Below are 21,122 nucleotides of genomic sequence, written 5' to 3' on the forward strand. Positions count from 1 at the left end.
GGCTGGAAAGAATTCTTATTGCTATTCGATCACCACTTCCCCTTCAATATCGTAGTCGTATGCCTTCGTGATCCGTACATGCACGAACTCGCCGATGGCCAGTTTGCCGGTTGAGTGGATCACAACCTCGTTGTCTACCTCAACACTATCAAATTCGGTGCGTCCCAGGTAGCGGCCGGCTTCTTTTTTGTCGATGATCACTTTGAATACCTTGCCTATCTTTTCCTGGTTCTTTTCGTAACTGATCTCCTGCTGCATTTCCATAACGGATTGGGCGCGTTCGGCCTTTACGTCGGCCGGTACATCGTCTGCGAGGTCGTAAGCGGAAGTGTTCTCTTCATGGCTGTAATTAAAGATCCCTACGCGGTCGAAACGGTGTTCCTGTAAAAATCCTTTCAGTTCTTCAATGTCTTCTTCCGTTTCCCCGGGGAAGCCGGCGATGAGGGTGGTGCGGAGGCAAATACCAGGTACTTTTTCGCGGATGGTTTTGATGAGTTCCCCCATTTCCTCGCGGGTGATGTTGCGGCGCATGGCCTTGAGCATGTTGTTGCTGGCGTGTTGCAAAGGCATGTCGAGGTATTTGCAGATGTTGTCGCGCTCGCGCATCACATCCAATATCTCCAGCGGAAATTTGCTTGGGTAGGCATAATGCAGCCTGATCCATTCTATGCCCTTCACATCTGCAAGGGCATTGAGCAACCTGGGAAGATCCCGTTTTTTATAAATGTCCAGCCCATAATAAGTAAGTTCCTGGGCAATCAGCATAATTTCCTTTACCCCTTTCTTTACCAGCCCTTCGGCTTCGGCCACCAGCTGTTCTATTGGCTTACTCACGTGCTGGCCGCGCATCAGCGGAATGGCACAGAACGAGCAGGTGCGGTTACAGCCTTCGCTTATTTTCAGGTAGGCATAGTGTTTCGGGGTACTGAGCAGGCGCTCGCCGAGCAGTTCGGTTTTATAATCGGCATCAAATTGTTTCAGGATCAGGGGCAGTTCAAGGGTGCCGAACCAGGCATCCACCTCGGGCATCTCCTGCTCCAGATCGGCGCGGTAGCGCTCGCTCAGGCAACCCGTTACATAAACCTTATCCAGTTTTCCCCTCCGTTTCAGCTCCAGCTGGTCCAGGATGGTATTGATGCTTTCCTCTTTGGCCTTGTCGATGAACCCACAGGTATTTACCACCGAAATGTTGTGGTCAAGTTTCGTATTCTCATGCACCACGCTGATGTCGTTCGCCGCCAGTTGCCCGCTGAGCACTTCGCTGTCCACGAGATTCTTACTGCATCCGAGGGTAATGATGTTTACTTTGTCTTTCTTGAGGGTTCTTGCTTTCATACGCGGCGCAAAAGTACAGATACGGCGCGACTTTATCGCCCTGCGATGGCCGATCCTGTGCCTAAGTTCCTGTTAATGTAAAATACATCTACCGGGCTGCCGGCCTGTTCCGAGCGTTCTTTATACAGGAACCCGGTTTTTTTCAACACGTTTTGAGAGGCATGGTTTTCGGGCGAAACGATCGCGTGAACAACCGGGTGCGGGGTGTTTTCGAAAAAATAAGGAATGCCCATCCGCACCAGCTCGGTCGCGTAGCCTTTGTTCCAGGCCCCGGGCACCAATGCATAACCGAGGTGAAAATCGGCTTCGCCGGACAAATACAGGTAAGAAAAGGTTCCCACAAAAGCTCCATCGTTTTTGGCGAAAACAGCAAAACGGCCCAGCAGCGAATGGTCGAGGTAGAAGTCCAGGTTCTCCCTGAAGAAGGCGTCGCTCTCTTCGCGGGATTTTGGGGGGCGGATAAAATGCATCACTTCCGGGCTTCCATTCACCTGGAAAAACAACTCACCATCCTCCGGCCCGAACCTGCGTACAACGAGGCGCTCTGTTTCAAATATGACCATAATTGTGTTTTGCGGAGCCGAAACTAGTAAATGTCGTTAAACAAACAAGCAGTCGGGTAAAATCACTTATATGGATCTATAATAAAACACCATTTAGCTGATTTTTAATTATTTACATTGATTTATTTAAAATTTAATCACCCGAACTGCCAATATAGCATCCCAATTGTCGATATTTTACTCTAATCGATAATTTTAGTTAAGTAAATCATTATAATTATCTACCAATCAATTTACTAAATCGGATTTTACTACATCCAAAATATACCCATTGGCAAGGATGCGGTAACAAAGAATCCTTACTTTAAATTTTAATTGAAGTTCAAACGACCGGGGTCTGCAAGTAAAGCGATGACCCGAACGGAGTAGAATGTAATACAGCTCCTACCAGTCCCCGTAAGCAACGAGGGACCGACAGGAGCTGCCGCGCAGTTTATTCCAGGAAGAGATCCTATTTATGGATCTCGCTGGTAAAATGAAACTTAATGTCGGGATTATTGGTGATCTCGGTATTCAGGAACCACTCGCTCTGGGCGAGGTAAACCGGGTGCCCGTCTTTGTCTTCGGCCGAGTTCTGCTGTTTGAAGCGCAGGAAGTCATCGAGTTTCTTCGGGTCCTCGCTCGTCAGCCAGCAGGCTTTGTAAAAGGGAAGCGGCCTGAACTCGGCTGCGGCTCCGTATTCCTGTAACAAACGATACTGGATCACCTCAAACTGGAGCTCTCCCACGCAGCCAATGATCTTCTTATTACCACCGAACTGCGTAAAAAGTTGGGCAACGCCTTCGTCGGTCAGCTGGCTGACGCCTTTCTCTAACTGCTTAGTTTTCATAGGATCTTTGTTCACCAGCTCTTTAAAAATTTCAGGTGAAAAGGTAGGTATCCCGGAAAAATAGAAGTCTTCGCCCTCGGTGAGGGTATCCCCGATCTTAAAATTGCCTGTATCGAAGAGGCCCACCACGTCGCCGGCATAGGCATCGTCGATGATGTCCTTGCTGCGTGCCATGAAACTATAAGGATTGCTGAAACGCACGTCGCGGTCGAGGCGAACATGGTGATAGTATTTGTTGCGCTCGAACCGGCCGCTGCAGACGCGCATAAACGCGATCCTGTCGCGGTGCTTGGGGTCGAGGTTTGCGTGGATCTTGAAAATAAAACCACTGAACTGGTCCTCGCCCACATCCACCGTACGTTTAGAGGTTTCCCTGCTACGGGGAACCGGGGCGATGCGGATGAAGGTGTCGAGCATCTCCTTCACCCCAAAATTATTGACCGCACTACCAAAGAACACCGGCGCGATCCGCCCGCTCAGGTAGTCGTCTACTTTCAGCTCGCCATAAACGCCATCGATCAGCTCCACATCCTCACGCAATTGGGCCGCATCGCGGTCGCCTACCATCGCGTCGAGGGTCGCATCGTTGAGGTCGCTGATGCCGATCACATCGTCTTCTTCGGCTTTTGTACTTGCAGTAAACAGCCTAAGGCTCTTATTATCAATATTGTAAACACCTTTGAATTCTTTCCCGCTGTTGATCGGCCAGGTCATGGGGTGCAGCGAAATATGGAGTTCTTTTTCGATTTCTTCCAGGAGGTCGAAGCGGTTCTTACCATCCCGGTCCATTTTATTGATGAACACGATCACGGGTGTATCGCGCATCCGGCATACCTCCATCAACCGCCGGGTCTGGGCCTCTACCCCGTTCACGCTGTCGATCACCAGGATCACGCTGTCTACCGCCGTAAGTGTACGGTACGTATCTTCAGCAAAGTCTTTGTGGCCGGGCGTATCGAGCAGGTTGATCAGGGTGTCCTTGTATTCGAAGGTCATTACGGAGGTGGCCACAGAAATGCCTCTCTGCCGCTCGATCTCCATAAAATCGCTGGTTGCATGTTTCTTGATCTTATTGCTCTTCACTGCACCCGCCACCTGGATCGCGCCTCCAAACAACAACAACTTTTCCGTCAAAGTGGTTTTACCGGCATCCGGGTGCGAAATGATGGCGAAGGTTTTACGCCTGTTGATCTCTTTCTCAAATTTCATAACGGCGGCAAAAGTACGCAAAGGGGTGCTACGGGGTGAAAAACCACCCAATTAAAAAAAATAACCTGTAACTTATCGGTGAATGCGCATCGGTAATCCGCCGTCCGCCCCCACAAAGGCACGGTTTTAGCGATCCATACAGAAACAAAATGGCGATCAGACAACTACTGGTAATATTAGCGTTTCCCCTGTTCGGTCTTTCGCAGGGCGATCAGCCCGGCAAGCAGCCCGACCTGGCCAAAATCGATTACAAGGATCTGAAATGGATGCGTTCAGAAAACAATACTTTCTGGTTCTACCACAAACCCACGGAATACTTCCTGAAGAGCACAGAGTTTGAGACCGTTCCGCTTGAGAACGGCGATTTCATTGTGTATGTGCATGCATTGCAGAAGTATTTTCTGCTGCCCGGCTTTTCAACGGCGGAGCGCAACAAAGAAAAAGCGGTGGAGCTTGGCTCCGACCAGCCCTGCGTGTTCATCCGCAGCGCCAAGAACCGTTTCTGGATCTTCGACCGCGGCCATTATGTAGACCAGCTCGAGGCGCTGGGCCTCAATAGCCAGAACCATGTTTATACGTACCGGTCGCGCCTTTCCGACAAACGCTACTGGATCCGCGAAAGCGATTTCCTGTACGGGCCGGTGAGTACGGTGATCGGGATCGTGAGTGAGTAACGGGCGGGAATTTCACAACCCTTTATTTTTTTATCAGAACGTCTGCTCCTTTGCGGAAGCCTCACCCTGTGCATTTACGGTAACGATAAAATAGTGATCGTATACCGAATCGCTCCAGTCGGGGAATTTGGTGTTTTTGGCCAGGAGGTTAACCAGTGCAGGGATGGTATTGGAATGGCCCACGATCACCACCGTTTTCCCTTTCATGTCGAGCAACTGGTTGGCAAATTCTGCCTGTTTGCCGGGATTATACAACTGGATCTCCTTGCCGAATTTCGTTGCCAGCGGCGTTACCGTAGAACGGGTACGAATGTAATTGGTTGAATAAACCGCATCCGGCACATAACCTTTCAAAGTTTCGATCAATTTCTGCGCACGCTGCTCACCCTCCGGCGTGAGGGCCGGGTCTGCCCCACCCGTTGCCTGTTTCTCCGCATGGCGCACCAAAATATATGTAGCGGGCTTCGACGCATCCTGGGCATTCACACCAACGGTGAGGCAAACGGCGGCGAGCAAAAGGGAAAATATTCTTTTCATATCCTGGTGGATTGGTTTGGTGATTTTTTGTTTGTTACTAAAGATAGCAAATCCTTCACACCCTGTTCACCCCGCTGCTTTTATATTTGATGAACGGAAGCGGCCAATGCCTGGCCTGGTTCCGTGATAAAGCCAACTCATGAAAAAAATCATTACTCTTTTTTTGATCGCGGTAAGCGTTGCCGCAACAACACAGGCCCAGGGTTTAAAAGGATTGCTTAACAAAGCCAAAGACGCGGTGGGAAGCAAACAAGGTACAGGATTAAGTACCGACGAGATCGTATCCGGGCTGAAAGAAGCTTTGATACAGGGGTCGCAGAAAGGCTCGAATACATTATCGCAGGTGGATGGTTTTTTTGCCAATGCCGCGCTCAAAATATTACTACCTCCCGAAGCGCAGAAAGTTGAGGCTACGCTCCGCAAGGTGGGCCTGGGCAAGCAGGTAGACGATGCCATCCTCAGCATGAACCGCGCCGCTGAAGACGCGGCAAAAAGCGCGGCACCCATTTTCGGGAACGCCATCAAACAAATGAGCTTCCAGGATGCGGTTGGCATTCTCAAAGGCGGAGACACCGCGGCTACAGGTTACCTGCGCGGTAAAACCACTGCAGAACTGACAACGGCCTTCATGCCGGTGATCAAGGCATCGCTTGAGAAAGTGAATGCAACAAAATATTGGAACACGCTGATCACTTCCTATAATAAAGTAAACATATTCGGCGGCGGACAAAAGATCGACCCCGATCTCTCGAGCTATGTTACCAATAAGGCCCTCAACGGCATTTTTTACCAGGTGGCGCTCGAAGAAAAAAGCATACGGAAAGATCCGGTGGCCCGAACATCGGAGATCCTGAAGAAAGTGTTTGGCGGCGGCAATTAAAGACGGCCCTGGCAGCAGCTGATCCATAAAACAGGGAACGGAATTCCAGGACCAGACATCGTGCTTCCGGTTTACTTACCTGAAAACATCGTCGTCAATATTGTTTGTTTTGTTTACGATGACCCTGATCTGCTGGTCAAGTTCGTTGGCGCTTTCAACAAGGTGCTCCCAGATCTCAAGTTCATGAATGGCGCCGCTTACCTTGAGGATCTCGATCACACCGAGTATATTGGCAAGGGGCTTGCGCACTTCGTGCGACTGGATAAAGGCGATCTCGCGCAGCACTTTGTTCTGCATCTTGATCTTCTCCTGCACCTGCACAGCCTCGGTTACGTCGCGGTTGGTACCGATCAGGCTAACCAATCCACCGCTTTCTGATTTTTTAATGATGGCATGTGACTCGATGTGGCGCACCCTCCCATCCGGCAAAACGATCCGGTACACCGCGCCGTTCACTTCTTTTTTCCGGGAGATGAGTTCATTGATGATGTCGTTCATGCGCTGCGCATCATCCGGATGCATGGCGGTATAAAATATTTTGTACAGGCTGAGTGGCGTGTCTTTGGGATAACCGTACAGTTCATACATGCGGTCATCCCAGATCACGGCACCTGTACCGAGGTCGATCTCAAAAATGCCTATCTCCGCTGAATCGGTGGCAAGTGTTAAGCGCTGAAGCAGCTCCTCCTGTCGCTTGAGGGTATCGCGGCGCTCGTCTTTGCTTTTGGCGAGAGCGGCTTCGGTTTGTTTCCTGCGGGTGATGTCGAAAATACAACCGTCGATGTAGTCTACCTTGTCCTCATCATCGTACACGCCCTGCCCGCTTTCGTATACCCAACGTATCTCCCCGTCTTTTTTAACGATGCGGTATTCGATCTCGAATTTCTCTTTTGTAATTACGGCGTTGTGAATGGTTTCTTTCAACTGCGCCGCATCGTCTTTGTGTACCAGTTGCGAATAACCCGTAGCCTGGTTCTTCATAAAATGGTCAACCGTATAGCCGGTGAGTTTTTCGATCTCATCACTGAAGAATTCGAGGGAGAGATGTTCATCGCCGCGGCAGCGGTAAATAGCGCCAGGTATGTGGTTCACCAGCGCCTTTAGCTTGGTGATGTCAAGGTCATAACTTGTTATCCCTTCCTGCGGCTCCGTTTCTTTTGCCTCGGCCCAGGAGATGGCATGGCCAATGTGCAGGATCGTCTTCGCCCCGTCTGCCGAAGCCGAGAGCTCCCAACGCACCCATTCGTCGGGGCGGTTCGAGACCAGTTGCCGTTTCCTGAGGTTGATCGTGATGCTCTTCGATGGAAACAGCAAACAGTTCACTACCGCCGCATAGTAAGAGGGAATATCCTGCGCAGGCAAAGCATCGCTGAACATTTGTCCCGCCCCGTTACCAATACCCGTTCCGAAATGATCCCCGAACAAGGCATTTGCATTTTTGATGCGGCCATCCGCATCTGTTGACACAACGTAGAACACCGTTGACGACAACAGTTGAAATGGAAACGAAATATCTGCATCAGGCTTTTGCACGCGAATGGTTTGGTTGATGGGCCGGGTATCTGGCGGCAAAACAGGATCTGCGCCGGCATATCCCGTTTCCCGCTGTATACTGTAGCCTCACTGATAAATATAAAAAAAAGACCGGTATTGGTATTGGTTTCAATTATTAAAAAACACTTATAGAACATGCGGATACCGCTATCGGCGAACGCGGGGAACGGTTACCGGTTAACGGGCTCCGATGTTACCAAACTTGTTCCTGGGGGGAAGGAACATGCTGTAACAAAAAGCTGGTAAAAAAAAAGACCCCGTAGTACGCGACACGTTAAGAGACATTCCATCTGCTTTATGTATCGCCCCTACGGGGCCGCAAACCGTTGCCCAAAGGGCATTGGTTGAGTAATTTAGTCTGGCGATGTGTTGAAGCATTCAACATCATTCGCCGGGCTGCTCGTTAAATATCCGTTGCTTCACCGTAAGCAACTGCTGTCGCTTCTTTGAAAGCTTCGCTCATGGTTGGGTGCGGGTGACTTGAATTCAGTATTTCGTGGGCCGTGGTTTCGAGTTTGCGTGCCACTACGGCTTCTACGATGAATTCGGTAACGTTCATACCGATCATGTGTGCGCCGAGCAGTTCGCCGTATTTGGCGTCGTAGATCACTTTTACAAAACCTTCCGTTGCGCCGGCAGCGCTTGCTTTTCCGCTGGCCATGAACGGGAACTTGCCGATCTTCAGTTCGTATCCTGCTTCTTTCGCGGCTTTTTCGGTATAGCCCACGCTTGCAATTTCGGGTGAGCAGTAGGTACAGCCCGGGATGTTGTTGTAATCCATGACATCCGGCAGGTGGTTTGTTTTCTTCTCATTGTAACCGATGTGCTCTGCCGCATTGATGCCTTCTTTAGAGGCTACGTGCGCAAGCGCCTGGCCCGGTGAGCAATCACCGATCGCATAGATACCGGGAACAGAAGTTTGCTGGTAAGCATCCACAACAATCTTTCCTTTTTCTGTCTTTATGCCGTTCTCTTCCAAACCGATCCCTTCAATGTTTGCTACCACACCCACTGCGCTGAGCACGATGTCTGCCTCAAGCGTGGTGGTGCTGCCATCCTGTTTTTTTACAGTGGCCTTTACACCGGTGCCGGTTGTATCAACCGATTCTACAGAAGAATTGGTCATGATCTCGATACCCTGTTTCTTGTATTGTTTTTCGAGTTCTTTTGAAACTTCTTCGTCTTCTACCGGAACGATGCGCGGCAGGAACTCTACGATGGTAACTTTTGTTCCCATGCTGTTGTAGAAATAAGCAAACTCAACCCCTATCGCACCGCTTCCAACGATGATCATGCTTTTCGGCTGGTCGGGCAATACCATTGCTTCGCGGTAACCGATCACTTTTTTGCCGTCCTGTTTCAGGTTGGGCAATTCTTTACCACGGCCGCCGGTTGCGATCACGATGTATTTTCCTTCTACCAGCTGCTTATTGCCATCAGCGCCCGTAACCTCGATCTGCCCTTTGGCCTTGATCTTTCCAAAACCCATGATCACATCGATCTTGTTTTTCTTCATCAGGAACTGGACACCTTTGCTCATTTTATCGGCTACGCCCCTGCTGCGTTTGATCACACCGCCAAAGTCGGCAGAAACATCCGAAGCGTTGATGCCGTAAGAGGTGCTGTGTTTCATATAATCAAAAACCTGCGCACTTTTCAGGAGCGCTTTGGTAGGGATACAACCCCAGTTGAGGCAGATACCGCCGAGGCTTTCTTTTTCAATGATCGCTACTTTAAATCCCAACTGAGAAGCACGGATCGCCGCCGGATAACCGCCCGGACCGCTGCCTAGTACAATTACATCGTATGCCATACTATTATTTTGATTGAGTGAGAAGTTCTTTTGAGGCTGCAAAAATACTTGGTTGTGCCGACATGGCAAAGAAAGCTGTTGGGCGCAGCTGCCGGGCGGGGCTGCGGGCTTCTGATCACCGGGAGGAAGAAATTACTGTTTACCTGCAAAATGGCCAAGGTTCCGATGCTACGGACCCGTGATGTTTAATTTGGCCAAAGCGTCTGTATGCACCTCTACCGAAGCGTTGTCGTTGATATCGATGCTTTGACATGCCACCACAACCGAAGCCTGGATCCTTTTGATGCCATTATTGCTCACGACCAGCCGGTGGAAAGTGAAGGCCGGAATGGGTTGATCGCCTGCGCCGTTGAAATCTACCGTGCTGCCTGTTACATTGTACGTGGCGGGTCCTGGCGTAAACGTTCCCGCGATGCCATAGGGGCCGGATGAACTGAAGGTGCGCGTGCCACCGGCCAGGCTTCCATACAGGCTGTAATAATTGATCGGCGGTATGTTTACCGCCCCTGCGTTGGTAAACCCGATCACCGAAGTGGAAGGAACCAGCGTTCCGTTGCCATTGATCACAAGCGGATCATTGGCTCCTGAAAGAGTGAATGTAAAGGCACCCATATCAACCGTGGCGCCGGGTTCTATCGTCATCACATTGGAAGCACCGCCCTCGCCTACCATTACTTTCAGCCCTGTTCCCGAAAACCCGACATTGTACCAGGTCACGGGCGGGACCGCCTGCGGCACATTACCCGTAAAATTAACGGTTCCCGTTTGCGGGTTGAAGGTACCTCCTGATGATGCTACATCTGCCGCAAGGTTCATCGTGCTTGTATTGCCGTTCACGGTGCCTGCCGTATTTGTATAGGTTCCATTGAAAGTATGCGTTAATCCTGCACCCAGGTCGAGCGTACCGCCTGCGCCATTGAGTGTAAAACCATTGGAGTTGACATTGCCCTGCAGGGTTGCGGTTCCGCCATTTTTGAGCATGCTGAACAGGCCGGTTGTGGTAAATCCTGCAATGCTTTGTGTGCCGTTGAGCGAAAGCGTTACATCGCCCGAGTTGGCTGTCCAGGTACCACCGTTGTTGATAAAATCGTTGCCGAAATTCATATCGAATGCGCCTGCATTAAAGGTTGCGCCGCTGGCGATCGTGAACGGTGCGTTTACGCCAAAAGCCTTGTTGGCGCCGATGGCGATCGTTCCCGTATTATCGATGATCACCCCGCCTGAAGCTGTAAAAGTTGCCAGCCACTCGTTGCCGGCGGTTCTCCCGGTCGATGTATTGTAACGTAGGGTCGCATTCGTGCCGTAGGTTGGGAAGGTGCCGGCGGGTGCGGCAATGTCTTCGAGTGAAAGAACTCCGTTCACAACCGTGGTTCCCGCACTTGTTGTTTTGTTGCCGCCGCCCGAGAAAGTAAGGTTGTAAAATGTTTTTGCACCGGAGGCCGACAATGTTTGCGCTGCGCGATAGAAATTTACGGTTCCACCAGTGGCGGTGAAGACGGTGCCCGTGCCGGTCCAGTTTCCCCCTACTTTCAGAACACTGGTACTGCCGTTCAGTGTTCCGGTCGTGAGCGTTACGGCGCCAACCACTTCGTGTGTTCTTCCTGCGCCCAGGTTTACCGTTCCGTTACTGCCGTTGATGGTCATTGTACCTGCTATGATGTCCCCGGTCAGCGTTGCCGTTCCGCCTGTCTTGGTTGATATAAATGCCCCTGTTGTACTGAAGGTTCCGATGGCCTGCGCGGCGGTTCCGTTTACCGTAACATCTCCGGTTGAGGTGGTCCATGTGCCGTTGTTCACAAGATCGTCGCGCAGCACAAGATCAAAGTTCCCCGTGGTTAATGTCGCCCCGCTGTTTATGATCAACGGAACGCCTGCCTGCAGCAATTTGTTCGCGTTCAAACTTACCGCACCCGTGCCCGCTACCGTTATGCCGCCGGTGGGCGTCATTTGCGCGGGCCATTCCAGTCCCGTATTTCTTGCCGAAGTTGAGCTGTACACCAATGCGGCTGCGGCGCCGTAACCCGGAGTCGTGGTGGCCACCGTTGCGGTTCCTTCCATTGTAAGGGTGCCGTTCACGGTTATGGCGCCGGAAATGGTTTTTACATTGGTGCCGGTGCCTGACAGCGTAAGGTTATTATAAGTGGCAAGTTTTAGTGTTTGTGCGCCCGACCTGTTGTAGATCACCGTTCCCGTTCCTGCATTAAAGGTTCCCGAGTTACCGAACGCGCCGGTGGTTGTGCCACCAACGGTCAGGAATCCCGATCCCATGGTGATCTGCGCCGAGCCGGAAATCGCGCCTGTAACGCTCACATTGGCATCACCGCTCATCGTTATGTTTGCCGTTCCCGTGACCCAGTTGCCTGCAATAGAAGCATCGCTGCCGGCAGGAAAGGTTTTGGCGCCCGCTCCTGAAAAAGTGAGGTTGTTGTAAGTGGTGCCGGTTATGTCCTGCGCCGTGGTTCCGCTGTAAACAACCGTGCTGGTACCTGGTGAAAGCGTTCCGGTACTGCTCATGGCGAGGGTTGTTCCGCCGCCAGACAGCGTGAGTGTACGTGTTAATAAGGAAAGCGTTGCATTGTCTCCGATCGTAAGGATCCCGGCCACGGTAAAGTTTCCTGAAGCCGATACAACGCCGGTATTGCTGATGGTAAGATCGCCCATGGTGGTTGGGCCGGTTCCTATGTTTTGTGCGGAGGCCGAATTGTAGACATAATCGACCCCGGTATTGTATACGGGCCCGATCCTCGCCCCCCTGTTGATGGCGATGCTCCCGGTAAGCACGGTATTGTTTACACCTGCCATAAAGCCGGTTGCATTGGCGGTAACCAGCGTGGCCCCGGAATTGATCTTCACCGCCACCCCCGTTGTACCCGTAGCGCCACCGCCGACGATCTGGCCGTTTGCATCAAATATCAATGCACCGCCGCTCAGCACCGATACATTTCCTCCGTTGGCGATGGTGAGGTCGAAACCACTGTTGAAATTAAGCGTTCCGCTAACGGTGAGCGTTGCCGCGTTGGCCGCAGCCGTAATGTTTACCGTAACGCCCGCATTGATCGTAACCTGGTCGCCCGACCCCGGCACGCTTGCCGTTGGGGAGCCCCCTGCAGTAGTGGACCATATGGAAGCGTTCCAGGCACCCGAAGCAACTGCAAAACGGTTGGCGGAATTAGCATTAAACGCAAACAAAAAAAGAAGACCGAAAAGTAGGAAGTACCGGAGCAAACCGTTTCTCATCATTGTACGGGTAGAGAAAAATCTATGATCAATGCTATGCATGAGACATGGCTTTACAGGATACCGGATCTTAAACAGGATAATCATCCCAAGCCATTAAGCAGACCTGTCCGCCTAATGCTGCAATTACGAACTGCCGCCTTAAAATCTTCTTAGGACAGCATTAGCCTGCGATTAGAATGAGATTAGAAAGAGATTAGAACGCCTGGTGTAGTTACGGATCAGGCTCATTCACACGAAGTATTCACGATCCACCATTCACGATTCACCGTTACCTTTATCCCATGACCATCCTGATTGTAGAAGACGAAAAGAAAATTGCGGATTCGCTGAAGAAGGGCCTCGAAGAACTCGATTACGAGGTAACCATCGCATACGACGGGAAAATGGGAGAAAAATTGTTCAACCACCAATCGTTCGACCTGGTTATACTCGACATCAACCTTCCCGAGATCAATGGCCTAGAGCTTTGCAAAAGGATCCGTTCAAAAAACACATCCATTCCTGTGTTGATGCTTACCACATTCGGCTCCGTTCCTGATAAGGTGGAGGGCTTCAACGCCGGTGCAGACGATTACGTGGTGAAACCTTTTTCCTTTGCGGAGCTTACCGTTCGCATACGGGCATTGCTCAAAAGAAGTTCCAATGAAAATTTACCGGTGGGCAATGTTCTCCAGTTTGCAGATCTTGAAATGAATCTCGATACCAAACAGGTTACCCGTTCGGGCACTACCATCCCGCTTACTGCAAAAGAGTTCCAGCTGCTCGAATATCTCATGCGCAACAAAAAAAGAGTAGTGAGCCGCACTGCCATCGGGGAACATGTATGGAACATCGATTTTGATACGAATACCAATACGATTGAAGTGTACATCAATTACCTGCGGAAAAAAATAGACAAGGATTTCCCGGTTAAACTGATCCATACACAAGTGGGGTTTGGCTACATTATGAAAGAAAATGAATCCTGATGAAGGTCCGCTACAAGATCACCGCTGCTTTCGTACTCTTTACCGTAACGCTGTTGGCAGCGCTCTGTATCCTTACTTATTATATAACGGATAAACAACAGCAGCGCGATTTCTACAAACGCATGCACAACCGTACATCCACGGTTGCTTCCCTGCTTGCGAAACTCCCTTCGAGCAGCGGGTATGCTTTTCTGTCGAAGCTCGACAGCGCAACCAACAGCAATTCTTTGTCCCGGTTAACGCTTTCCGTTTACGATGATTCAGGCAAATCCATCTATCATTTCTCGCGGTTGCCCGGCGATACTTTTTCTGTAGATCCTTCCCTTCTTACAGACGCAAGGCAATTCGGAACATCGAGCAGCAGTATCGGCGAAAGGCAATTGCTCGCCGTTCATTACAATCACGCAAAACCGATCACGATATTGATCTCTTCGATCGATGAGAACGGATCAAAGAATCTTTCGGAACTTACCAAAACATTGTCCCTCGCCTTCCTCGCAGCGATCGCCTTTACGTTTTTGATCGGGTGGATCTTCAGCGCAGAACTGTTAAGACCCGTAGATAAGATCGCAACCACGGTAAACAATATCTCCGCAAACAACATAGAGAACCGTCTTCCCGAATCAACGGTGAACGATGAATGGAACAAACTCGCCGTCACATTCAACAACCTCCTGCAGCGCCTGCAGGATTCTTTCGAACTGCAGGGGCGTTTCATCTCCAATGCATCCCACGAGTTGTCAACCCCCCTAACGGCGGTGAGCAACCAGATCGATGTCATTCTTCAAAAAAGCAGGACCAATGAAGAATACCTGGAAGTCTTGCATTCTGTGCGCGACGATGTGCAGCACATGAGCGCGCTTACCCAGCAGTTGCTGAATATTGCACGAACAACGCGTGGCGGTGTGGTGAATACTGAATCGACGAGGGTAGACGAGATCCTGATGGAGCTTCCCTCCCTTCTCAAAAAAATCGCACCGAATTACACCGCCAAACTTTTGTTTGATGAACTGCCGGAGAATGAAAAATTGTGCATGATCGATGGCAATTACGAACTGTTGCTGTCTGCCTTCCGCAATCTTGCTGAAAATGGTTGCAAGTATGCGCCGGACCATGCGGTGAATATTTCATTGTCGTTTACCGGTTCCCGGATCACCATCCGTTTCTCAAACGCTTACCAATCGCTTCGGCCGGATGAGGTTGACAAGATCTTCCAACCCTTCCAGCGCGGCAGCAACGCCGCCAATGAGCGCGGTTACGGTCTCGGGCTTTCGCTTACACGAAGGATCATTCTCTTACACAAGGGAGAGATCAAAGCTGCAATAGAAAAAGAAAATATGGTGATCTCGGTGGTGTTGCCATCGGCAGCGGGAGGCAATTGAGTTTTGAGCAATGGCTTTTGTGGCTCTTGCTTTCAAACATGCAAATCTGCACTATTCAAAAAAGATCCGCACCGTCTGGTAGAACCATTTGTTTCCCGAGGCCGATCCTGTTTGCTGCATTTGCTCGTTAAAACCCTGCAGGCCGAAGAGCCCGGCCATGTTTCCATTGCGGAGCGCGATTTCAAGATAGCCGGCAGAATTGAACCAGGCTAGTTTCTCCGATTCGGTTACAGAAGTATAATTATCGCTGATCGTTTCAATCACCTCGTTCCGCTTGAACACGATCTTGAATTTGCGCCCGTTTCGCTGTTCGTTGAATTCTTCGCGGGTGATGTTGATCACAACATTCTCAAAATTATCAATGAACAGGATCTGCCCTTCCATCCAGTTGGGGCCAAGCGTGGCGCGGAGCGGGTATTTTTCTTCGATGTCGCTAACCGGTTGACCGCCTGATAAGAGATTGCCGGTATCAGCGATCGCAGCAACTTTTTCAGCCACCAGCTGTGTTATTTCAAGCAACGTATTTTTGGCGCCCACTTCAAACGATACAAGTTCCCAGGGTTTGTTGCCTGTGATCATGGTGAGCAAACCGTTGTCTGGGCAAATGATAAACTGTTCGTTGTGTCTCGCGATGAGCAAATGATCAACGGGCGACTCGAATAAGTTAACGATCACCAGGTGAAAAGTTCCCGGAGGAAAATGTTTGAACGAATTGTTACACGTATATGCCGCCTGCGGAAAATTGGTCTGCGATAGATAATGGGTGATGTCTACAATGTTCAGCGTGGGCAACAGGCTAAGGAACTGTCCTTTGATAGCGCCGGAGAGATAATCCCGCTGGCCTAAGTCTGTTGTCAACGTTAGAATGGGCATGGTGACAGTTAAACGTATGAAGCGTACAGTTATTTCACCAACTCACCGTTTTTGAAGAAAAATTTCCTGACGAGTTTATCGGCCATTGCCGGGAAAAAGCGGTTCATAAAAACGGCCCTTTTACCTGTGAAAGTGAGTACGAGTGTACGTTTTCTTTTGGTAATGGCATCGAGGATATGCGCTGCGCATTCTTCTGCGCTCATCATTTTGTCTTCGTCCATTGGTGTTTCCCCCTGCGATTTTCCTTCCCCGTTCAGGGCCGCGTTGCGGATATTGGATGCGGTAAAGCCAGGGCACACCCACATTACATTGGTGCCGCTGTCAAGCAGTTCTGTGCGCAGCGATTCCAGCCATCCGTTCACCGCAAACTTGGAAGCCGAGTACCCGCTTCTCCCGGGCAGGCCGCGGTAACCGGCAATGGAAGACACGCCCACAATGGTTCCCTGGTTCTTGGTGATGTATGGCAAGGCGAATTTGGTGCAGTAAACGGTGCCCCAGAAATTCACATCCATCACTTTGCGGATGGTATCCAGTTCTGCCTCAGCAAAAACGGCGCGCATAGAGATACCGGCATTGTTGATGAGGATATCGATCGTACCAAACTCCTTGATCACACCATCGATAAAATTCTGGCAATCGGCTTCCTTGCTCACATCGGTAGAATGGATGAAGAGGGGAAGGCCGGGGTAGGTAGACTGCAGCTGGTAAAGTTTATCGTAATTACGGCCACAGGTGGCTACTTTGGCTCCGGCATGGAGAAAAGCGTCGACAAGCGCCTTACCGATCCCTTCGGATCCGCCGGTAACCACCACAACTTTATTCTTGAATGTAGACATGAGGAACTGTTATGCAGCAAAAATAAGCAGTTCGCACCTGAGTTATTGACGAAGTGTGAGTAATTAGCATAAAATAGTTTTATAAAAATTTGGCTGGTTTTCTTTTTCTCCTATTTTTGCACTCCCAAAGAAAAAAGCCTCAACCCCTTTTTTCCGCCGGAAAGGTTCGATTCCGTAGCTCAGTTGGTAGAGCAATACACTTTTAATGTATGGGTCCTGGGTCCGAGTCCCAGCGGGATCACTAATTACCATGGAATACCGTTGAAAATCAACGGTATTCTTTTTTTTTGGTCTATCTGTTGTCTATCTGTGGAGTAAAAGAGCTGTTTAGTTGGTGTAACTTGTTGTGACTTTGCATCACCGTTTGACACTTAGTAAAGTTACAAAACTCACTAGGCATTTCATAATTTTTTCATCACGTACAACGCGTAAAAAAAGCAGTTTAAAACTGCTTTACTGAAACAACTGTTGTACATCGTTGCTGAGAAAATAAACCCTTCGCCGCACAAAGAGTGGGATTCCGGAATGGATAACGGCTCAGTAACGATAGTGTAACATCTCTCGCTTGTAGATATCTGACTTTTGAATTTCTCAGTATTATGGTTAATTTGGCACTCCCCCCATCCCATACCCCGTGTCCCCGCGGGTCCCCGCGAATCTTTCATTTTTCAAATTTCCTCAGCATGAAAATCCCTAAAATGGCGCTTTCGGCGCTCAACAGACTGATAGCAGGATTGCAAAATCTTCAAACAAAATGGAATGTTTCGGCTCGTCCCGAACTTCCGTACGCCCCGCTTTCCGCCAGTGATACAGCGGAAAACGTAGATGAATACCTGCAGGCCATTGACTGGGCAATTGAGCATCGTAAAAAGTATGGAATTTACAATATTGCCCTGACAGGACCTTACGGTTCAGGGAAAAGCAGTATCCTGAAAACCTATATGAAAAGCAGGAAAGGAAAGGGAAATACTTTCCTGCCTATTTCATTGGCCACCTTTCAGGAAGAGAAAGCGCAGGAAAACCCCGCAACCCCACCCGTCAAAAACGAACTCCTGCGCCTGATTGAATTGAGTATTCTGCAGCAAATCTTCTATCATGAAAACGACCGGAAAATCCCGGATTCGAGATTCCGAAAGATTAAAAGCTTCTCTTTCTGGCAGTTATTGCTGACAACAGTATGTCTGTTATTATTTGCACTGGCCTGCCTGGAATTGTTTTTTCCCGCGATAGTTGCATCGGGATTATTGCTGAAGAAGGACTACAAGGTTCCCGATGCGATCCACTGGACATCCATCGTAATATTCATTCTTGGTTTACTGCTGATTATTTACCGTTCGATTCGCCTGATAAGTGGGATAAGCATCGAAAAGCTCAAAATTCACAATGCGGAAATAAACATTGACAAAAACATCAGCAAATCAATACTCAATCATCATTTGGATGAAATCCTTTACTTTTTTGAAGTCACCAAATACAATGTGGTGGTAATCGAAGACCTCGACCGCTTCCGCGAAACAGATATTTTCACGAAACTTCGCGAAATCAACCTGCTGATTAACAATTCAGAAAAAATAAAAAGGGAGATCGTTTTCATCTATGCCGTAAGGGATGATATGTTTCGGGAAGATAATGAAAGAACCAAGTTCTTCGAATTCATCATACCCATTATCCCGATCATTAATCCGAATAACTCCAGTCAGAAACTATTGGCAAAAGCCTCGACGGCGCAATACAAACTTTCCGAGAACCTGATTGACAGTGTTTCCGGATTCATCGATGACATGAGGTTGCTGCACAATATTACCAACGAGTTTTTCCTGTACCGGCTGAAAATCAACCAGTCGTTGACACAGGACAATCTCCTCGCCCTTATTGTTTATAAAAACCTTTTCCCGAATGATTTTGCACAGTTAAGTAATAACAAGGGAAATCTTTACAAGGTTTTCGGTGAAACAAAAAAAGAGTTGCAGGAGGACCAAATAAAAAATCTGAAAGAAGCCGTTGAAAAAGCAAAACAACGCATCGGGGAGCTTGAATCCATTATGCTCGATGATCTTACAGAACTGAGATACACCTATCTTTTACTTTATGTGTCAAAACTAAAAGGTTTTGTGAGTTTTGTTATTAACGGCACGGATGTAACGATGGAAGACATGGCCGAAGATGCAAATTTTCAGCGGCTGATGAAAGATGAATGCAGCTACACCTATTTCGTCGAATACCAGTACAGTTACAGGAGAACCGAAAAAATTCCAAACAAATTCAAACAGATTGAAGAGGAGGTAAATAAGTCTAAAAAATATTTAGATCGGGAAAAAGATCTCAAAGACATCAGTAATGGTGGAATAGAAGCGCTTAAAAGATCGATCGCTGAGAATGGAAAGAAGATCGACGCTGTACGTCGCCTGAAACTCCGGGAACTGGTTGTGAATAGCAGGCACATTTTTTCCTTCGAAAACGAGAAACAGGCCGCATTGGTAAATCTCCTGATTCGCAATGGCTTCATCGACGAAAATTACAACGAATACATTTCATTGTTTTATGAAGGAACAATTACCAAATCGGATTACCAGTTCCTGGTAAATATCAAGACAGGAGTTGATACTCCATTCGACTATTCGTTGTCTAAAACCAAAAATCTGATCAGAAAAATAAACATCTGTGATTTTGAAACGACCTTTGTACTGAATTACCAACTGGCCGACTCCTTACTTTCCGTCAAAGCTTTTGGTGACAAATTGGATATATTACTCTCATCCCTGGCCAGTGAATCTGCTACCTCAGTCCGCTTTATTGATGGCTACCTCGATAACGGCTCCGAACCCGGCAAACTAATTGCGTTACTGTTAAAAAAATGGAAAGGCTGCTGGACCTACCTGGAAAACAAATCGCAGTATACAGAAGACAGAAAAAAGAAATATTTTCAATTGATTATTGCACACGCGGACCTGTCGGATATTAAACTATTGTATGATCAGGAATTATTCAGCAAAGCGCTCTACGCTTACCCTGATTTTCTATCGATTGTTGATAACCCTGACAGAATCAAGGCTGTGATCAAACTGCTGAATCTTAGATTTACTCACCTGGATATCAAATTGTCTCCAAAAGAATTAATCACATTTATTTACGAGAACAATTATTACGAGCTCAACCCGAAAATGATTGCGCTGGTACTGGATGCAAGAGGTGCGTATGAAGAGCTGGGTTTTACCACACGTAATTATCATTTTATCAGGAATTCGGGGGCGTCCTCGCTGATCGAATACGTCAAGGCAAACCTGGACAGTTACCTGTCCGCTACTTATTTGGAACTCGAGAACAATACTGAAGAAGTAGAAGCCGACCTTATTTCATTGCTGAATGAACCATCGATTGCGGAGTCTTATCTCGTTGAAATACTGGAGATGACTTCCACTAAGATCAGCGATCTGCAAAGTATTCAGACACCCGAAACCAAGTTGCTGGTCGTTAACAGTAATAAAATGTTGCCGACATGGGCCAATGTTTTTGACTATTACCAGGCTGACGGAAGTACTTCGGTAGATCCGCTTGCGGAGTATATCAGCATTGGAGAAAACGCAGAAGCACTTGCAAAAACCAAGATTCCGCAAGATAGCGGCGAAGAAAGGACTTATAGGGATTTTATCGTGAAGCTACTGCTGTGTGATGAAATTGAGGACGACGCCTATGATAAAATACTGGCGGCTGTAGCTTATTCTTTCAGTTCATTGACAATCGAGAACCTTACCAGTAAGAAAGTAAAAAGCCTCGTGGAGCATCGCAAACTCAGTTTCAACCAGGCCAACTTTGATGCGCTAAAAGAAAATGGATCCAACCATATTCGTTTTATCGAGCAGTATCGGACAAAATTCCTCCTGGATATATCAGCCGTCTCCATTGACGCTGGTGATCTTAACCTGGTGATAAAGTCGGGAGCTTTTTCTGATGCGGAAAAAAACCTGATTACAGAAAAATGCGACGAAGCTTTATTAAAGCAAAATGGCAGCTCGCTTGAGGAAGTGGGCAAGATGATCCTGCGCAACAATACCTACCGCGTGTCTGACAGTTTGGTAGAGGCCATTTTGCTGAACCTGCGACTTAGCGTGGAACAACGCATACGCATTTTTAAATGGAAGCAGTCCCAGGTGCCAGATAACAATATCGATCAATTACTGAACGGGTTAGACGAGCCTTATTCGGATATCACTATCAAAGGGAAACGGCCACTATTACCAATGACGGAATATAATTCGGAACTAGCTTCAATACTCAAATCGCGAAATTACATCTCATCCTTTGATATTAAAGACAATGGCGTAAGGATCAATACATTCACGACGTAATGCGAAATTCAGGATGAAAACAGTTTAAATCCAAGTAATGACAACTAATGACAAGTAAGAAAAGTGCTAAGACGCCCCAGCGG

14 protein-coding genes and 1 tRNA gene are annotated in these 21,122 nt (G+C 48.6%); 6 read left to right on the plus strand and 9 right to left on the minus strand.

Annotated features, from left to right (window positions below):
- Window positions 1-21 precede the first annotated feature (21 nt).
- The 3 genes from rimO to GWC95_RS06775 form a co-directional block, all read right to left on the minus strand.
- A complete protein-coding gene (rimO, locus tag GWC95_RS06765; RefSeq protein ID WP_161817928.1) occupies window positions 22-1,335 on the minus strand; it encodes a 30S ribosomal protein S12 methylthiotransferase RimO in 1,314 nt (437 codons plus the stop codon).
- A 32-nt stretch (window positions 1,336-1,367) separates the two neighbouring features.
- Window positions 1,368-1,898, minus strand: coding sequence for a GNAT family N-acetyltransferase (locus GWC95_RS06770; protein ID WP_161817929.1), 531 nt, complete (start codon window positions 1,896-1,898; stop codon window positions 1,368-1,370).
- Window positions 1,899-2,349: 451 nt separating this feature from the next.
- Window positions 2,350-3,936: a peptide chain release factor 3 gene (locus GWC95_RS06775; protein WP_161817930.1), complete on the minus strand. Its 1,587-nt coding sequence runs from the start codon at window positions 3,934-3,936 to the stop codon at window positions 2,350-2,352.
- A 149-nt stretch (window positions 3,937-4,085) separates the two neighbouring features.
- On the opposite strand from GWC95_RS06775, the gene GWC95_RS06780 reads away from it, so the two are divergent.
- Window positions 4,086-4,610: a hypothetical protein gene (locus tag GWC95_RS06780; protein WP_161817931.1), complete on the plus strand. Its 525-nt coding sequence runs from the start codon at window positions 4,086-4,088 to the stop codon at window positions 4,608-4,610.
- Window positions 4,611-4,643: 33 nt separating this feature from the next.
- Here the strand turns inward: GWC95_RS06780 and GWC95_RS06785 are convergent, their stop codons facing one another.
- Complete coding sequence (locus GWC95_RS06785; protein ID WP_161817932.1) at window positions 4,644-5,147, minus strand: SixA phosphatase family protein; 504 nt, start codon at window positions 5,145-5,147, stop codon at window positions 4,644-4,646.
- Between the two features lie 139 nt (window positions 5,148-5,286).
- Here GWC95_RS06785 and GWC95_RS06790 point away from each other — a divergent pair, with 139 nt between their 5' ends.
- Complete coding sequence (locus GWC95_RS06790) at window positions 5,287-6,027, plus strand: DUF4197 domain-containing protein (protein WP_161817933.1); 741 nt, start codon at window positions 5,287-5,289, stop codon at window positions 6,025-6,027.
- 75 nt (window positions 6,028-6,102) lie between these two features.
- Here GWC95_RS06790 and GWC95_RS06795 read toward each other — a convergent pair whose 3' ends face one another.
- The 3 genes from GWC95_RS06795 to GWC95_RS06805 all read right to left on the minus strand — a co-directional run bounded on the left by GWC95_RS06795 (window position 6,103) and on the right by GWC95_RS06805 (window position 12,631).
- Window positions 6,103-7,560 carry a PAS domain-containing protein gene (locus tag GWC95_RS06795; RefSeq protein ID WP_161817934.1) on the minus strand — a complete coding sequence of 486 codons (1,458 nt, stop codon included), beginning with the start codon at window positions 7,558-7,560 and terminating at the stop codon, window positions 6,103-6,105.
- A 424-nt stretch (window positions 7,561-7,984) separates the two neighbouring features.
- Entirely contained in the window at window positions 7,985-9,394 is a 1,410-nt protein-coding gene (gene lpdA / locus GWC95_RS06800; RefSeq protein ID WP_161817935.1) for a dihydrolipoyl dehydrogenase, read from the minus strand.
- A gap of 168 nt (window positions 9,395-9,562) precedes the next feature.
- Window positions 9,563-12,631: a beta strand repeat-containing protein gene (locus GWC95_RS06805; protein ID WP_161817936.1), complete on the minus strand. Its 3,069-nt coding sequence runs from the start codon at window positions 12,629-12,631 to the stop codon at window positions 9,563-9,565.
- Window positions 12,632-12,915: 284 nt separating this feature from the next.
- On the opposite strand from GWC95_RS06805, the gene GWC95_RS06810 reads away from it, so the two are divergent.
- Window positions 12,916-13,602, plus strand: a complete 687-nt coding sequence (locus GWC95_RS06810; RefSeq protein ID WP_161817937.1) for a response regulator transcription factor — start codon at window positions 12,916-12,918, stop codon at window positions 13,600-13,602.
- Window positions 13,602-14,984, plus strand: coding sequence for a sensor histidine kinase (locus tag GWC95_RS06815; RefSeq protein ID WP_161817938.1), 1,383 nt, complete (start codon window positions 13,602-13,604; stop codon window positions 14,982-14,984). Before GWC95_RS06810 ends, GWC95_RS06815 begins: the two co-directional genes overlap by 1 nt.
- A 51-nt stretch (window positions 14,985-15,035) precedes the next feature.
- Here the strand turns inward: GWC95_RS06815 and GWC95_RS06820 are convergent, their stop codons facing one another.
- Together GWC95_RS06820 and GWC95_RS06825 are read right to left on the minus strand one after the other, a co-directional pair.
- Window positions 15,036-15,857 (minus strand): SAM hydrolase/SAM-dependent halogenase family protein, encoded by an 822-nt coding sequence (locus GWC95_RS06820; protein ID WP_161817939.1) that lies wholly within the window; start codon window positions 15,855-15,857, stop codon window positions 15,036-15,038.
- Window positions 15,858-15,886: 29 nt separating this feature from the next.
- On the minus strand, window positions 15,887-16,693 hold the full coding sequence (locus GWC95_RS06825) for an SDR family oxidoreductase (protein WP_161817940.1): 807 nt from the start codon (window positions 16,691-16,693) through the stop codon (window positions 15,887-15,889).
- 168 nt (window positions 16,694-16,861) lie between these two features.
- Here GWC95_RS06825 and GWC95_RS06830 point away from each other — a divergent pair.
- Both GWC95_RS06830 and GWC95_RS06835 read left to right on the plus strand, forming a co-directional pair.
- Window positions 16,862-16,934, plus strand: a tRNA-Lys gene (locus GWC95_RS06830).
- 442 nt (window positions 16,935-17,376) lie between these two features.
- Window positions 17,377-21,039 carry a YobI family P-loop NTPase gene (locus tag GWC95_RS06835; RefSeq protein ID WP_161817941.1) on the plus strand — a complete coding sequence of 1,221 codons (3,663 nt, stop codon included), beginning with the start codon at window positions 17,377-17,379 and terminating at the stop codon, window positions 21,037-21,039.
- Window positions 21,040-21,122 lie beyond the last annotated feature (83 nt).

It is taken from the genome of Sediminibacterium roseum, from assembly GCF_009939005.1.
Lineage (GTDB): Bacteria > Bacteroidota > Bacteroidia > Chitinophagales > Chitinophagaceae > Sediminibacterium > Sediminibacterium roseum.

Coding starts and splice junctions, on each gene's coding strand:
- GWC95_RS06770 (WP_161817929.1), bottom strand. CDS start 1,898: ATGGTCATATTTGAAACAGAGCGCCTCGTTGTACGCAGGTTCGGGCCG.
- GWC95_RS06790 (WP_161817933.1), top strand. CDS start 5,287: ATGAAAAAAATCATTACTCTTTTTTTGATCGCGGTAAGCGTTGCCGCA.
- GWC95_RS06785 (WP_161817932.1), bottom strand. CDS start 5,147: ATGAAAAGAATATTTTCCCTTTTGCTCGCCGCCGTTTGCCTCACCGTT.
- GWC95_RS06825 (WP_161817940.1), bottom strand. CDS start 16,693: ATGTCTACATTCAAGAATAAAGTTGTGGTGGTTACCGGCGGATCCGAA.
- GWC95_RS06780 (WP_161817931.1), top strand. CDS start 4,086: ATGGCGATCAGACAACTACTGGTAATATTAGCGTTTCCCCTGTTCGGT.
- GWC95_RS06835 (WP_161817941.1), top strand. CDS start 17,377: ATGAAAATCCCTAAAATGGCGCTTTCGGCGCTCAACAGACTGATAGCA.
- lpdA (WP_161817935.1), bottom strand. CDS start 9,394: ATGGCATACGATGTAATTGTACTAGGCAGCGGTCCGGGCGGTTATCCG.
- GWC95_RS06775 (WP_161817930.1), bottom strand. CDS start 3,936: ATGAAATTTGAGAAAGAGATCAACAGGCGTAAAACCTTCGCCATCATT.
- GWC95_RS06810 (WP_161817937.1), top strand. CDS start 12,916: ATGACCATCCTGATTGTAGAAGACGAAAAGAAAATTGCGGATTCGCTG.
- rimO (WP_161817928.1), bottom strand. CDS start 1,335: ATGAAAGCAAGAACCCTCAAGAAAGACAAAGTAAACATCATTACCCTC.
- GWC95_RS06805 (WP_161817936.1), bottom strand. CDS start 12,631: ATGAGAAACGGTTTGCTCCGGTACTTCCTACTTTTCGGTCTTCTTTTT.
- GWC95_RS06815 (WP_161817938.1), top strand. CDS start 13,602: ATGAAGGTCCGCTACAAGATCACCGCTGCTTTCGTACTCTTTACCGTA.
- GWC95_RS06820 (WP_161817939.1), bottom strand. CDS start 15,857: ATGCCCATTCTAACGTTGACAACAGACTTAGGCCAGCGGGATTATCTC.